The organism is Arenibacter hampyeongensis (assembly GCF_002909255.1).
Lineage (GTDB): Bacteria > Bacteroidota > Bacteroidia > Flavobacteriales > Flavobacteriaceae > Arenibacter > Arenibacter hampyeongensis.
Window position 1 is genome coordinate 394,775 of sequence record NZ_PIOB01000003.1, and the last position, 12,618, is coordinate 407,392.

The window sequence follows — 12,618 nt, forward strand, 5'->3', positions numbered from 1 at the left end:
ATTTGAACCAATTGAGCCATTATACTAATGATTCCGAATATGCCGAAGCTAGATAGAACATTGAATATTATAAGGAACACCCTACCGGGCCTACCGAATGGCAACAGCATTTAACACATATGTTTTATGCCGATTATATTTACACGGGCAATACCGAGCATGTCCAAAAATACTACGACTATCTAAAATATAAATCCCTTTATGTGCTGTCGAATCAGGATGGATTAATAACCTCTACCAAGTTGACTCCGCAATTGATGGTCAATCTTGGATTTCCAAAAATGGTGGTTGTAATCTCCGATAACTAAACTGCTTTTTTAAATTAAACAAAAATAGATGGGTACGATGTCCTATCTAATTTCTATTTAAGCTATTTACGGGAACGTGCCCTAATAATGCTAATTGGTATATGGAACCGTACCTGTTTCATCAACTGGATAGCCCCACTTTTTTATGTATTCCATACCTGGCCGAAATTCATCCCCAGTTTCTTTCAAGCGCTGTGCCAACTGTTTTTCCAAATCGTCCTGTAAGGAAGTATAGCCCTCATTACCTACCAGGTTGTTTAATTGGTAAGGGTCATTGATATTATCAAAAAGCAACCACGGACCGTTTAAATTCCTGGCATAGGTATATTGTTTAGTCTTAATGGCCCTGTACTCCCGACCGCCATGTTTTACTTTGTTCCATTGTCCAAACGGTTGTACGCAGCTTAGCAATGCAACATGCCCCACTTGTTCTTTACCTTCCATATAAGGTCTATAATTAATTCCTTCCACAGTGTTCGGTATGGAAATGTCGCATAGACCTAAAAGGGTGGGCATTATATCTTCGGAATTCATTAAAGCCTCCCGTTCTCCAGCGGCAATTTTTAATTTTTCAGGAATGTAGTAGAGCATGGGTACCCTTGCGGATTCCTCGTAAGGTTGCTGCTTTTTATAAGCTCCATGAGAGCCCAGCAAATCCCCATGATCAGCCGTAAAGACAATAATAGTGTTCTCAAACTGCCCCGAATTCTTTAAATTTCTTATCACCTTGCCAATCATATCATCCAATGCCGCTATATGTGCATAATAACCTGCCAAATCCTCTTTTACCTGTTCTTTAAGACTATCTGGCACATTTCTACGGAGTTGTATCTTTTCCGGATCAAACCGGTTCCTATATTCCAAAGGAGCAGTATGGTATGGCGCGTGTGGTGTACCATAGGAAAGAATCATCATAAATGGATTGTCGGCCGACCTTCTTCCCTTAACATATTCGATCGCCGCATCGGTCTGTTCAAAAGTATCGTATCCGTCCCAAATTTTTCTATTGGGATCTTCGTTATCATAATACACAGATTCATTATAATCGTGGGTGCATTCATTGCCTTTCCAGAACTGGAATCCCTGTCTCCTATTACCAGGGGCAACATTCTGTAGCCTTCCATGACCATCCAAATGCCATTTGCCAATGTAGCCAGTATCATACCCTTCCTTGTTAAACACTTTAGCAATAGTAACTGCATTGGTGTCCAGCTGTACATCGTTCATAAAGACCCCATGTGTCAATGGGCGTTGGCCTGTCAAAAGGGACGCCCTAAATGGAGAACATACGGGCATACCTGATACCGCATTTTTAAAATTGACGCTTACTGCTGCCAAACTATCCAAGTGCGGAGTATTTATATTGGGGTCACCGGCATAGCCCGTTGCCTGGGCCCGCCATTGATCCGCTAAAAGCACCAACACGTTTGGCCTAGAAGTGTTTCGGGGTTCCTCGGCAATTTCCTTTTTTTTCTCATTACAACAAACCAAAGAAACAAGAGTAAACCCCAAGATTAAATAATGACGAAAGAGCTCTTGAACTTTATTTTTCATGGATTTCACTTTGTATATTTTTTTGATGTAATTAATTAAGGTAAAGGCTATTTAAAACACCAAAGGTTATGTATCATTTTAGGACTATTGACGAGGAGTTATACCAAAAACCAAGCTTGGAAGTTAACAAAAAAGGAATTACTCCCCAGTCATAAAAGCCTATTCCCAATTTCCAAATCATATGACCGATCGACTATTCTATCTACACTACAGTTCACTCAAGGCGAGCCATTCTACTTTGGTAGCAGGTAATTTTTGGTGTTCAAGCATTATTTGCCATTTCCCATTCTTTTTGGTCAAGAGGGCATCGAAATGGACAAACCTTTCTGTTCGCTTGCCACTCTCATCCAGCAATTCGTATCTAAATATACCTTTTTCAAATGCAGTGGTTATGTCGCCTGTGCGCTCGGAAAACCTAAAATTCAAATTTACCTGAGTAAGACCTTTATTCGTTTTTACCAGTCCATCTTCCCATTTTTTTAATGCCTCCTGCAAGGAATAACAGATCTTGCCTATGTCTGAGACCAAAATACCATCTTCATGGAATGTTGCACCATAACCTACGACATCCCCTGCTTCCACAACTTCTTTTACATCATTCCAATAGGCATTGAGTTCGGTTATGCGGTTCTGTGAAATGGCATCACTGGTGAATAACATGAATATCACCACTACTTTTAATATCGTCCTAGTCTCCATATAAATCTTTAAATTTTATTCTTAGGTCCTTAAATATAAATTATTTCCCTTCTCTTCAAGAGATATCCCCCAAGTTCACAGCTTGACCAATGAAACACATTTCCACTTTTTTAATCCCAATAGTAAGATGAATACCATAATTAAGTCCGTAAGCCGCGCTTTATCCATTTTCAATTATCCGAAAAATACGCTAGTTTCTTTTTCGGCCTTGAAATATATGCAAGAAGCGTGACTTAAATTGGTATTATCTGCCAATACTTGGAAAATCACATAATATTGAAATAGCTCAAAGTTATATAAAAAATAAAAATGAGCCATAAATAAGCAATTGGACAAAACAAATTAAAATCGAAGGCAAATCAAATGCTGAAGGCGAACATTCCATCGCATCAATGGTGCTCAAAGACACTCGTGAAAAATATGTTCATTTTATAATCCGGTCTGGAATATTTTTCGATACTCTCTTGGTGTCATGCCAACGAATTTCAGAAAACTGGCATTAAATCTGCTTATGGAGTTAAAACCGGCTTCATAAGCAATGGAAGTAATGGGATCAGTAGTGATGGAGAGTTTTCTTTGTACGTACAATACCCTTTGCTGAATTAGGTAATAAGATAAAGATACGTCAAAAGTCTTTTTAAATATGGCATTGGCATAATCGGAATGGATTCCTACAGCATGGGACACATCCGTGACTTTAATTGGTTTTGTGAAGTTTTGGGCAATAAATATGGCCATTTGCTCTACAAGGTTCATTGGGGGCAGTTCCATCTTGAGCTCCATTTCGTCATTATTCGATTTTTTAAACATCAATCGCTTTAAGTAGGCCTGAATTTCGAGGGCACAAACCTCATTTAGATAGGGCATTTTGCTATCCAGGTCAAGTACCCATTGTTTAAACAAGGCTGTCGTTATTTGGAGATTCTGCACAGTTTCAAACATTTGTATCCGCCCCTTAAAGAGTGTATCCACAAAGGATTTGGACATATTCCATTGAGATATAATCGCAAAGGGAATAGTGATTACGTAGTATGGCGCATCGCCATTGTAATCAACAATTTGGTGTGGCAGCAATGCCCAGAATACTACAAAGCTGCCCTTTTCCACATGTATTTTTTTGTCATGGATCAAATAAGTGATAGATCCTTCCGGTAAATAATTAATTTCTATTTCATTATGTCTATCGGGCCTTCGCATGACATTAGGGCGCCATACTTCACAAGTAAGACCATAGGGCGTTAAATCTTCTCTTTTCTCATCGAAATGCTTTAACATATAGGAAAATGATAGGTATTTGTTCAAATATAGGAAGTATGTGTATAATTACGAGCATATCTTAGCATTTTGAAATACAGATATCCGATCATTTTAATTTTTGCGTTGTTTGTGAGTAGCCATCAGACTCATTCCCAACAGGAGGATATACTAAGTTATTTGTGCTTACGAATATTGAAAATGGACTGGACGATGCTGGGTACATAGTTCGGCTTGACACCTTCGAATAATTTCAAAACTAAGAATCAGTTCCCAACGGGCATAATCGAGTGATAGAATTAGATGACATATTGCCGAATACATGAAAAGAGACACTCGAGGATATCAGCCCAATGGCTAAAGACAAAAATGAAAATCATTATCAAAAAATAAAATCATGAAACCTGTTAAACTAATTACATTAGCAATTTTGACCCTAACCACAACTGTAGGTTTTGCTCAAAATAAAGCCTCTGACTATCTCAAAATGAGATGGGGGGATGTTGCCACCGGCATGTCCTTGGAGTGGTATGGGTCTAACGAAGCGCGTTTGGTTGCGGAAAATGTAATACTAAGTCAGAAGGAAATCGGAGGATGGAAGAAAAACAAAGACTACCATCATCCCTTTTCAGAATCAGAGAAATCCTATTTTAACAACAACAAGACTGAAATTGGAGCAACTTTCGATAATGGTGCGACTATTACCGAACTGACCTTTCTTGCCAAAGTACATTCACAAATTAAGGACAATCGGTATAAACAGGCTTTCGAAAAGGGACTCAATTACATCTTTGCTGCTCAATACGAAAATGGCGGATGGCCACAGTTTTTTCCTGTACGTAAAGGCAGTGTGGCCTATTCTGGCCATATCACGTATAACGACGATGCTATGGTCAATATCATGAAATTTCTAAAAGCGATTGCTAAGGACAACAAAGAATATGCCTCACTTCAATTAAGCGCCGGCACAAGGGAAAAAGCTAAAAAAGCGTATGAGAAGGGCATTCAATGTTTTCTAGATACACAAATAATATATAAGGGCAAACTAGCGGTCTGGTGTGCCCAGCATGACTCGGTGACACTTGCACCAGCAAAAGCCCGTAGTTACGAGCTTCCTTCGTTTAGTGGTTCCGAATCTGTGGGTATCGTACTATTATTGATGGACATAGATAATCCTTCCAAAGAAATTGTCACTTCTGTAAACGGGGCGATACAATGGTTTGAAAATAACCGAATTGAGGGTATAAAAATAGAAACAGAAATCAAAAAAGACGGGGGAAAGAATAGAATTGTTGTTGAAGATAAAAATGCACCCACCTTATGGGGACGCTTTTATGATTTAGAAACCAGCACCATATATTTTTGTAGTCGGGATGGTGTCAAAAGAAACTCACTGGCAGACATAAGTGACAATCGAAGGAACGGTTATAGTTGGTACACAAATGCCCCAGAAAAGGTGTTAAAAAAATATCCGGAATGGTTGGCAAACATCAAACTACCAAGGAATTAATTAAGGAACATGCTTGACTTTTGCTAAATTTCAAAATAACAATTAATCTATATTTGGAACACCCTTAATATCATTGATATGAAAACATTTTATTTGTTTATTTCCTTTTGTTTAGTTTGCAATACCACAACTTTTGCCCAAATAAATCTAAAAAATAGAGTAATTGTTTTAACCGATATTGAAGCCGACCCCGATGATACACAGTCTTTGGTGCGATTGCTGTTGTATTCCAACCAAATTGACATAAAGGGAATTGTCGCAACGACCTCTTGTTGGTTACAGCACAGAATAGCCCCAGAATCTATAGAAAGGGTTATTCAGGCCTATGGCAAAGTGCATCCCAACCTTTTAAAACATGAAGCTGGTTTTCCCAAACCGGAAGCATTGGTATCACTTATTAAAAACGGCCTTCCGGAATATGGCATGAAAGGCGTAGGCGATGGAAAAAATTCAGAGGGTTCCGAGTGGATAATCAAAACATTGGAAGAAAAAGATGATCGCCCGTTGTGGATATCAGTTTGGGGTGGTGTCAATACTTTGGCCCAATCCCTTGACCAAATTCGGAAAACAAAAAGCAAGAAGGAGGCCCAAAGACTTATCTCAAAACTCCGAGTCTATACCATCTCTGACCAGGATGATAGTGGTATTTGGATAAGGAACAATTTTCCTGAGCTTTTTTATATCGTTAGTCCGGGAGATTATTACGGCACTGCCACCTGGACGGGAATCAACAGCTATATAAAAGGAATAGACAACAGTTTGATCAGTAATCCCTGGATAGCCCAAAACATTCAACAAAATCATGGGCCACTAGGCGCTGAATACCCAGATGTTGCATGGGGCGTAGAGGGAGACACTCCGGCATTTTTATCGTTAATACCCAATGGACTTAACGAACCTGAGCATCCGGAATGGGGTGCCTGGGGTGGACGCTATGAATTATACAAGCCCGATTTCTCAAAAACCAAAAAAGGGAGCTCCATTGTAAAAATTGCTCCTGAGACCAGGGCAATTTGGACCAATGCGGATGACAATTACACCCCCTACGTTCTTAAGGAATATGGCCGTTCCGTTAAAAGGGATACCATTACATTCAAAGATAATAAAGTAACGTTATGGCGCTGGAGGGAAGATTTTCAAAATGATTTTGCCGCCCGTATGGATTGGTGTACCCAAACCTATGAGGAAGCCAACCACCCACCAGTTCCCGAATTGACCCATTCCGATCGACTAACAGTAAAATCGGGCGAAGCCTTTAGCCTGGATGCATTTAATTCTACCGACCCTGATGGTGATAATCTAAGTTATTTGTGGTTCCATTATCCAGAAGAAGGTTCATTTAAAGCAAAAATAGATTTAGGTGCAGAGAATGTTCATATTGTAAATCTTAGGGCCCCGAAAGTAGAAAAGAAAGAAACAATTCATTTCATTTTAAAGCTAACGGACAAGGGCTCCCCTCCATTGTCAAGATACAAGCGTGTAATTGTTACGGTACTTCCAAATTAGTCGGTACCCACGAATTGGGAATAAAATAAAACGACCATGAATAAACTAATTTTTATACTTACCTTCTTAATTCTACAAAGTTGTGCCACTAAAAACAGTAAGCAAACTGTAATTAAACCTAGAATTCTTATCAGTACCGATATAGGTGGCACAGATCCGGATGACAATCAATCCATGATTCATTTTTTAATGTATAGCGACCTATTTGAAACCGAAGGATTGGTATCTTCTCCCTCTTATGGTTTTGGAACTAAACAAAATATCCTTGATATGATCGCTTTGTATGAAAAGGATCTGCCCAAGTTAAAAAAGCATAGTGCGGAATTTCCATTGGCAGATTCGTTACGGGCTGTCACCAAGCAAGGAAGAAAAGGTGCTGCTCCCTATAAGGGCTACGACTCTTCTTCCGAAGGCTCGGATTGGATCGTGACATGTGCTAAAAAAGATAGCAATAGGCCTCTTTGGGTTCTCGTATGGGGAGGTCTTGATGATCTGGCCCAGGCTTTACATGACGCTCCTGAAATTCAGAATGTGATTAAAGTGTATTGGATCGGGGGTCCCAATAAAAAATGGAGCACAAATAGCTATGCATATATTGCAGAAAATTTCCCTAAGCTTTGGTTCATCGAGGCCAATGCTTCATACAGAGGTTTTTTTAGTGACAGCAATGTTCAAGATAGTTTAAAGGGCGATAAATATTACGAAAACTACATAAGCGGGGGCGGATATTTGGGCGAAGAGTTTAAGAATTATTATAAAGGGGATATTAAAATGGGAGATACACCCTCACTTCTCTATGTAATGAACGGAGACCCTAACAATCCGCAGGCTGAGAACTGGGGAGGTAGCTTTGAAAAATTCAGTCATAGTCCAGGGTTTGTATATGAGCGAAATACTACCCTTGCCGATACCGTTTCGGTATATTCCATTGTTGAATATCAGTTAGATGGTCCAAAAATAAGTATTCCTTCAGATTCTACTTGTTTTACAATGACGGTACATGCAGGAGTTGGAGAACAAAAATGGCCAGGATTTTATCTTGGTGAGGGTAAATTTGCAATCAGATACGCTCCTAAAAAGTCGGAAACTTTAACTTACGGGATTGCCTCAAATATTCCTGGATTCCCGGAGCAAAAAGGTCAATTGGTCGTAAATAACCTGTGGCCGGGAAAACCTTTGGCCAAGGATTATAAGCTAGGCGCAAATTGGTATACCGATTCCTCTGACCCACAATTGTTCGATAATGAATGGCAAGGTGCCAAGACAGTGCTAAAATGGCGCAGCCATGTTTTAATGGATTGGGCCAAACGCTGGAACTGGTTAAAAGAGTAATGAAAGGTATCACTTATGAATTCAAAAAATGCCCAGACTCAACTGATCATATATAAAAGCTACACTACTATGGTAGTTTTAAGTATTCATTGAAAAGTCCGGAATTTTATAATCTATCTTTCGGGAAATCCTAAAAATATTGAGTTATTTCATTATTTGGGCGTTCCCTCCTAGGTCGGTCGGGCCCTTGGCTATAACCCTGGCGTTGCTGCGGGGATGCCGCCGCGGTCCCTAACGCACTATAAATGTTCTCCTTTATAAACCAAAAAAGGCCTCCAATTTCTTGGAAGCCTTGTCTTTGTTACTGTGGGCCCTACTGGGTTCGAACCAGTGACCCCCTGCTTGTAAGACGATTAAAATTGCATTTCATTTAGTGCTTTTAACTTTCATTTAGCTTGATTATCAGTTAGTTATAATTTGTAATTTTATATCGGTCGTTATTAAATATGGTTCTAAAATCCTATTTGTTGTACCTATGTTGTACCCATTAAACTAAATGCTATGTCCAGTATCAAGATTGTTTTGAGAAAAAAAGGCCTTTCCGATGGCACATATCCCGTCTGTCTCCGCTTAATTAAAGATAGAAAAACAAAATATTTCAACACCATTTTTAAAAGCTCTGAAAGGGAATGGGATGCCCATGCAGGTTGTTTTAATAAAAACAATACCAACTACATTCAAAACAACAGGCTTTTGTTGAAGATAAAAGCACGTGCACTAAAAATCTATGCTGATCTAGAATTTGAAAGGGATTTTTTTAACCTGGATGATTTTGGTCAGCGCTTCCGGGTGGAGAGTAATCCTGTAAACGATGCAGTTTTTTCTTTTTGGGAAGAAATAGTTGCTGAATTGAAACTCGCAGGAAGAATGGGAAATGCCACCATGTATGAAGAGACCATGAAATCGGTCAAAAACTTTTGCGGACATAGAAAAATAAAGTTTCAAGACATTACCAATACCTTTTTGAATAAATATGAGGCATGGCTAAGATCCAGGGGCGGAACGGATGGAGGAATCAGCATTAAGCAACGCACATTAAGAGCATTGTACAATAAGGCTATTGAACGTAACATCATAAAGGACATTGACCATCCTTTCAAGACCTATAAGATATCAAAGCTAAAAGGTCAGGGTATTAAAAAGGCGTTGGACTTTGATCAGGTAACCAAAATCATCAACTTCAATATATCCAAATTTCCCCACCTAGCAGATGCCAGAAATTATTTTATATTCAGCTTTTATACAAGGGGGATGAATTATACCGATATGATGGTACTTAAATGGCAAGATGTCGATGCAAAAACGATTTCTTACATTCGAAACAAAACCAAGGGTAGGTTTGTTATAACCATACTTCCACCGGTACGTGAAATTTTAAACTATTACGAGCAACATTCGTTGCCCACTAAATATGTGTTTCCCATCCTATTACAGGACGGTCTCACTCCTGCCCAAATCAATCATCGCAAAAAGAAGACCTTGGCCAAATATAACCGGGACCTAAAGGAAATAGCTGGTATATGCGGCATAAAAAAATCGTTGTCCAGTTATGTGGCCCGACATAGTTTTGCCAATTGTTTAAAACAAAAAGGTGTTGCGACGGATGTTATCGGCGAATCTTTGGGGCATAAAGATTTGACCACGACCCAAGTGTACTTAAAGGAGCTAGGAAGCAATGTCTTGGATAAAGCTGTCGAACTTCTGCTATAAGCACTTATGGTTGACCCTTCCTTTAAAATTTGAGGTAATTAAAGCGAAAAATCAATATGGTACCACGTTCTCCTGACAATTTCAGTTTTTATATAAGCATTATTATGTTCAATGTCCCAATTATATTGATTTTTGGGAAGAGTCCATATAATCCTGCCAGATTACCAGAATATATTTATCCTTTCCATTATGCCTTTTATTCAAAAAACCATACTCGTAAACAAAGAGGTAGACATCGCCCTTTTGGTTCTTCCAATAATGGGTGAAAAATTGGGGGTCAAATCCCTCCAGGATCAATTCAGATTTTCTTATGGTAGTAATCCCCGACCTATTATATTTCTTGAGTAGTTTTCTGTTTATTTTCAATTGCCTATCCACCCTAATATAAAAAGTTTCGGTTTCCTGACGTTGTTCATATTGGTCTATAGATCTGCATTTTGGAGAACAAAATATCTTGTCAGATCTTCCTTTTACCACTATACCACATACGGGACACGTTCTATCATTATTCATTTGTAAACGTATATTATAGGTATAATATACCGTTTAAAATCGAATTCTTCACTAAACTTGTTATATGAATCCGGTTAAATCCATAACGCTTTACCATTTGATGATCAGGAATGAAAAAATGATCGGCATTAAATTTTTGCCGGACAAGCTCATACAAGGACTGGTCAGGGGCCTTCCTGATCCAAAATGGAGCAAGGAACATAATATGGCCTATATCCCCAATACCAAGAACAATCTCGGTATAATTTTCAATACTTTTAAAGGAATCGTATGGATCAATTATAATAGGTTTTTGTCGAATAAACCTATAAACACCCATAATGATGCCGTAGATGTCGAGTGGTTCAGGAAAAGAAACCCTATACCGCAATACAGACTATGTCCTGAAGAATATCTATTGAAACTGGAACTTAAAAGGTACGCCAATAGTACTGTTCGGACCTACGTTTCCTTTTTCGAAATGTTCATAAATCATTACAAGGACAAAGAACTAAATGCAATAAACGAAAGTGATATAAGGGCATTCCTTCAAAAACTTGTCCATAGGAATGTTTCCAATTCCTATCTCAATCAATGTATAAACGCTATTAAATTTTACTATGAGGTTGTTTTAGGTATGCCCAATCGTTTTTATGAGATAGAGCGTCCAAGAAAAGAATATAAACTGCCTACCATTATTTCTAAGGAAGAAGTGCTGTCCATAATTGGCAGTGCCAATAATATAAAACATAAGTGTATCATTGAATTATTGTACAGTTCAGGTCTCCGTCGCAGCGAATTGTTAAACCTAAAACTGGAAGATGTAGACAGTAAACGTATGTTGATCAGAGTACAGGGTTCGAAAGGCAATAAAGACCGACATACCCTTTTATCACAGACTGTTCTGGAAGATCTGCGTTTATATTTTAGGGAATGGAAGCCTCGCGAATATTTGTTCGAAGGCCAGAGAGGCGGTAGGTACAGTGCTCAAAGTGTACTTAAAATTGTTAAAGAGGCAGCATTAAAAGCTAAAATAAAACAATCCGTGACCCCACATGTTTTACGACATAGTTTCGCCACCCATCTATTGGAGTCTGGGGTAGATCTCAGACAAATACAAGTGCTGTTGGGACATGGATCCAGCAAGACGACGGAAATATATACCCATGTAGCCACAAATACTTTTAAAAATATAAAAAATCCACTAGATTAGTGGTGTAGACAAAATAGGAATATACACACTAGTGACTATATACAATTGTTGTAAAACATTTTAGCCCAAATAGAGGATGGAAAATACAGATGGACCCAGAATGAGTAGAATCGAAAGATTAAAGTTGCAGGCGTTTAAGAATTTTATGGCGAAGAAGAAATTGGCGAAACCCGAAATTGATTCGTTAAATCCTAAAGAGCGCAATGAATATTAAAAGTTGGTTTAGCGACTTTAAGTATAATCGAAATCATGACCGAAACGCTAAACGGTTGAATTCCGAGTTGGAAAAAAGATACTACAAACCAAAGAGTAGTGATTTAATTAAAATACTGTCCGAAATAGAAGATAAAGCAGGTTTAAGCGCTTACGATATTATTCCTTTTTTAATAAAAATAAAACTAATGGCCCCTAAAGGATCAATGATTGAAGAAGGTAGTGGTGGGTCAATAACTGACCGACATAGAAATGATGAATTATTTAAGGAGCTCGAGCAACTTGAATTTATACGGATAATAGAGAACAAGCTGTTTTCTAAATTACAAGGACAAAGATATAAGACACCTGCCAAAGAATGTGTCTTAAAAGTTAAGTTATTACCTAAAGGGGTTGATTATTTAATTGAACATCGGAAAAAAGAAAAAGACCACTTTTATCAAAAGTTAACAATAATACTTTTGACATTAGCATCAGTAATATCATTATCCCAAGCGAGTATTGGAGTATTAGAATATCTTGGGAGGGACAATGCCATATACAAAATAGACATAATTAATAAAGATAGCGTAACAAATCCAGTAGAAAAGAATAATATAACAGATGACAAAGAATACAATATCAGAAGTAGAGATACCAATGTAAAAGAAAGTACACCAAAACCATTCTCTGAACCTGTTAAAAGCGGAAGATAATTTTTTTAATATATAAAAAAACCAGTCGTATATAGAAACGAAAATGAAATACATTATTAAATACAACAATGTTTCTTTATGGGAATCTCTTAAACGACCAAACATGGTAAATAATAATTAAAATTAAGCACT

General features: G+C 38.1%; 12 protein-coding genes. 8 read left to right on the forward strand and 4 right to left on the reverse strand.

Annotated elements, in window-relative coordinates; translation table 11 throughout:
• Positions 1 to 119 precede the first annotated feature (119 nt).
• Positions 120 to 308, forward strand: coding sequence for a hypothetical protein (locus CWD91_RS22880; RefSeq protein ID WP_205164628.1), 189 nt, complete (start codon positions 120 to 122; stop codon positions 306 to 308).
• Positions 309 to 398: 90 nt separating this feature from the next.
• Here CWD91_RS22880 and CWD91_RS10010 read toward each other — a convergent pair whose 3' ends face one another.
• From CWD91_RS10010 to CWD91_RS10020, 3 genes are all read right to left on the reverse strand, one after another.
• Positions 399 to 1,862 (reverse strand): sulfatase family protein, encoded by a 1,464-nt coding sequence (locus CWD91_RS10010; protein WP_103440838.1) that lies wholly within the window; start codon positions 1,860 to 1,862, stop codon positions 399 to 401.
• Between the two features lie 207 nt (positions 1,863 to 2,069).
• A complete protein-coding gene (locus tag CWD91_RS10015) occupies positions 2,070 to 2,561 on the reverse strand; it encodes a YybH family protein (protein ID WP_157943758.1) in 492 nt (163 codons plus the stop codon).
• 429 nt (positions 2,562 to 2,990) lie between these two features.
• Positions 2,991 to 3,836 carry a helix-turn-helix domain-containing protein gene (locus CWD91_RS10020; protein WP_103440840.1) on the reverse strand — a complete coding sequence of 282 codons (846 nt, stop codon included), beginning with the start codon at positions 3,834 to 3,836 and terminating at the stop codon, positions 2,991 to 2,993.
• A gap of 376 nt (positions 3,837 to 4,212) precedes the next feature.
• Here CWD91_RS10020 and pelA point away from each other — a divergent pair, with 376 nt between their 5' ends.
• From pelA to CWD91_RS10040, 4 genes are all read left to right on the forward strand, one after another.
• On the forward strand, positions 4,213 to 5,325 hold the full coding sequence (gene pelA / locus CWD91_RS10025; protein WP_103440841.1) for a pectate lyase: 1,113 nt from the start codon (positions 4,213 to 4,215) through the stop codon (positions 5,323 to 5,325).
• A 78-nt stretch (positions 5,326 to 5,403) separates the two neighbouring features.
• Positions 5,404 to 6,831 carry a nucleoside hydrolase-like domain-containing protein gene (locus CWD91_RS10030; protein WP_103440842.1) on the forward strand — a complete coding sequence of 476 codons (1,428 nt, stop codon included), beginning with the start codon at positions 5,404 to 5,406 and terminating at the stop codon, positions 6,829 to 6,831.
• A gap of 36 nt (positions 6,832 to 6,867) precedes the next feature.
• Positions 6,868 to 8,163 (forward strand): nucleoside hydrolase-like domain-containing protein, encoded by a 1,296-nt coding sequence (locus CWD91_RS10035; protein WP_103440843.1) that lies wholly within the window; start codon positions 6,868 to 6,870, stop codon positions 8,161 to 8,163.
• A 501-nt stretch (positions 8,164 to 8,664) separates the two neighbouring features.
• Positions 8,665 to 9,873 (forward strand): site-specific integrase, encoded by a 1,209-nt coding sequence (locus CWD91_RS10040; RefSeq protein WP_103440844.1) that lies wholly within the window; start codon positions 8,665 to 8,667, stop codon positions 9,871 to 9,873.
• Positions 9,874 to 9,993: 120 nt separating this feature from the next.
• Here CWD91_RS10040 and CWD91_RS10045 read toward each other — a convergent pair whose 3' ends face one another.
• Positions 9,994 to 10,386, reverse strand: a complete 393-nt coding sequence (locus tag CWD91_RS10045; protein WP_103440845.1) for a hypothetical protein — start codon at positions 10,384 to 10,386, stop codon at positions 9,994 to 9,996.
• Positions 10,387 to 10,450: 64 nt separating this feature from the next.
• Between CWD91_RS10045 and xerA the strand changes: the two genes are divergently transcribed.
• The 3 genes from xerA (at position 10,451) to CWD91_RS10055 (ending at position 12,486) form a co-directional block, all read left to right on the forward strand.
• A complete protein-coding gene (gene xerA / locus CWD91_RS10050) occupies positions 10,451 to 11,578 on the forward strand; it encodes a site-specific tyrosine recombinase/integron integrase (protein WP_239985727.1) in 1,128 nt (375 codons plus the stop codon).
• Positions 11,579 to 11,654: 76 nt separating this feature from the next.
• Positions 11,655 to 11,792, forward strand: coding sequence for a hypothetical protein (locus CWD91_RS22675; RefSeq protein WP_157943759.1), 138 nt, complete (start codon positions 11,655 to 11,657; stop codon positions 11,790 to 11,792).
• A 67-nt stretch (positions 11,793 to 11,859) separates the two neighbouring features.
• Positions 11,860 to 12,486 carry a hypothetical protein gene (locus tag CWD91_RS10055; RefSeq protein ID WP_157943760.1) on the forward strand — a complete coding sequence of 209 codons (627 nt, stop codon included), beginning with the start codon at positions 11,860 to 11,862 and terminating at the stop codon, positions 12,484 to 12,486.
• Positions 12,487 to 12,618 lie beyond the last annotated feature (132 nt).

Bases quoted from the DNA above. Each gene is read 5' to 3' on its own strand.
- CWD91_RS10040 (WP_103440844.1), top strand. From the start codon at position 8,665: ATGTCCAGTATCAAGATTGTTTTGAGAAAAAAAGGCCTTTCCGATGGC.
- xerA (WP_239985727.1), top strand. From the start codon at position 10,451: ATGAATCCGGTTAAATCCATAACGCTTTACCATTTGATGATCAGGAAT.
- CWD91_RS10020 (WP_103440840.1), bottom strand. From the start codon at position 3,836: ATGTTAAAGCATTTCGATGAGAAAAGAGAAGATTTAACGCCCTATGGT.
- pelA (WP_103440841.1), top strand. From the start codon at position 4,213: ATGAAACCTGTTAAACTAATTACATTAGCAATTTTGACCCTAACCACA.
- CWD91_RS10015 (WP_157943758.1), bottom strand. From the start codon at position 2,561: ATGGAGACTAGGACGATATTAAAAGTAGTGGTGATATTCATGTTATTC.
- CWD91_RS10045 (WP_103440845.1), bottom strand. From the start codon at position 10,386: ATGAATAATGATAGAACGTGTCCCGTATGTGGTATAGTGGTAAAAGGA.
- CWD91_RS22675 (WP_157943759.1), top strand. From the start codon at position 11,655: ATGGAAAATACAGATGGACCCAGAATGAGTAGAATCGAAAGATTAAAG.
- CWD91_RS10010 (WP_103440838.1), bottom strand. From the start codon at position 1,862: ATGAAAAATAAAGTTCAAGAGCTCTTTCGTCATTATTTAATCTTGGGG.
- CWD91_RS22880 (WP_205164628.1), top strand. From the start codon at position 120: ATGTTTTATGCCGATTATATTTACACGGGCAATACCGAGCATGTCCAA.
- CWD91_RS10035 (WP_103440843.1), top strand. From the start codon at position 6,868: ATGAATAAACTAATTTTTATACTTACCTTCTTAATTCTACAAAGTTGT.
- CWD91_RS10030 (WP_103440842.1), top strand. From the start codon at position 5,404: ATGAAAACATTTTATTTGTTTATTTCCTTTTGTTTAGTTTGCAATACC.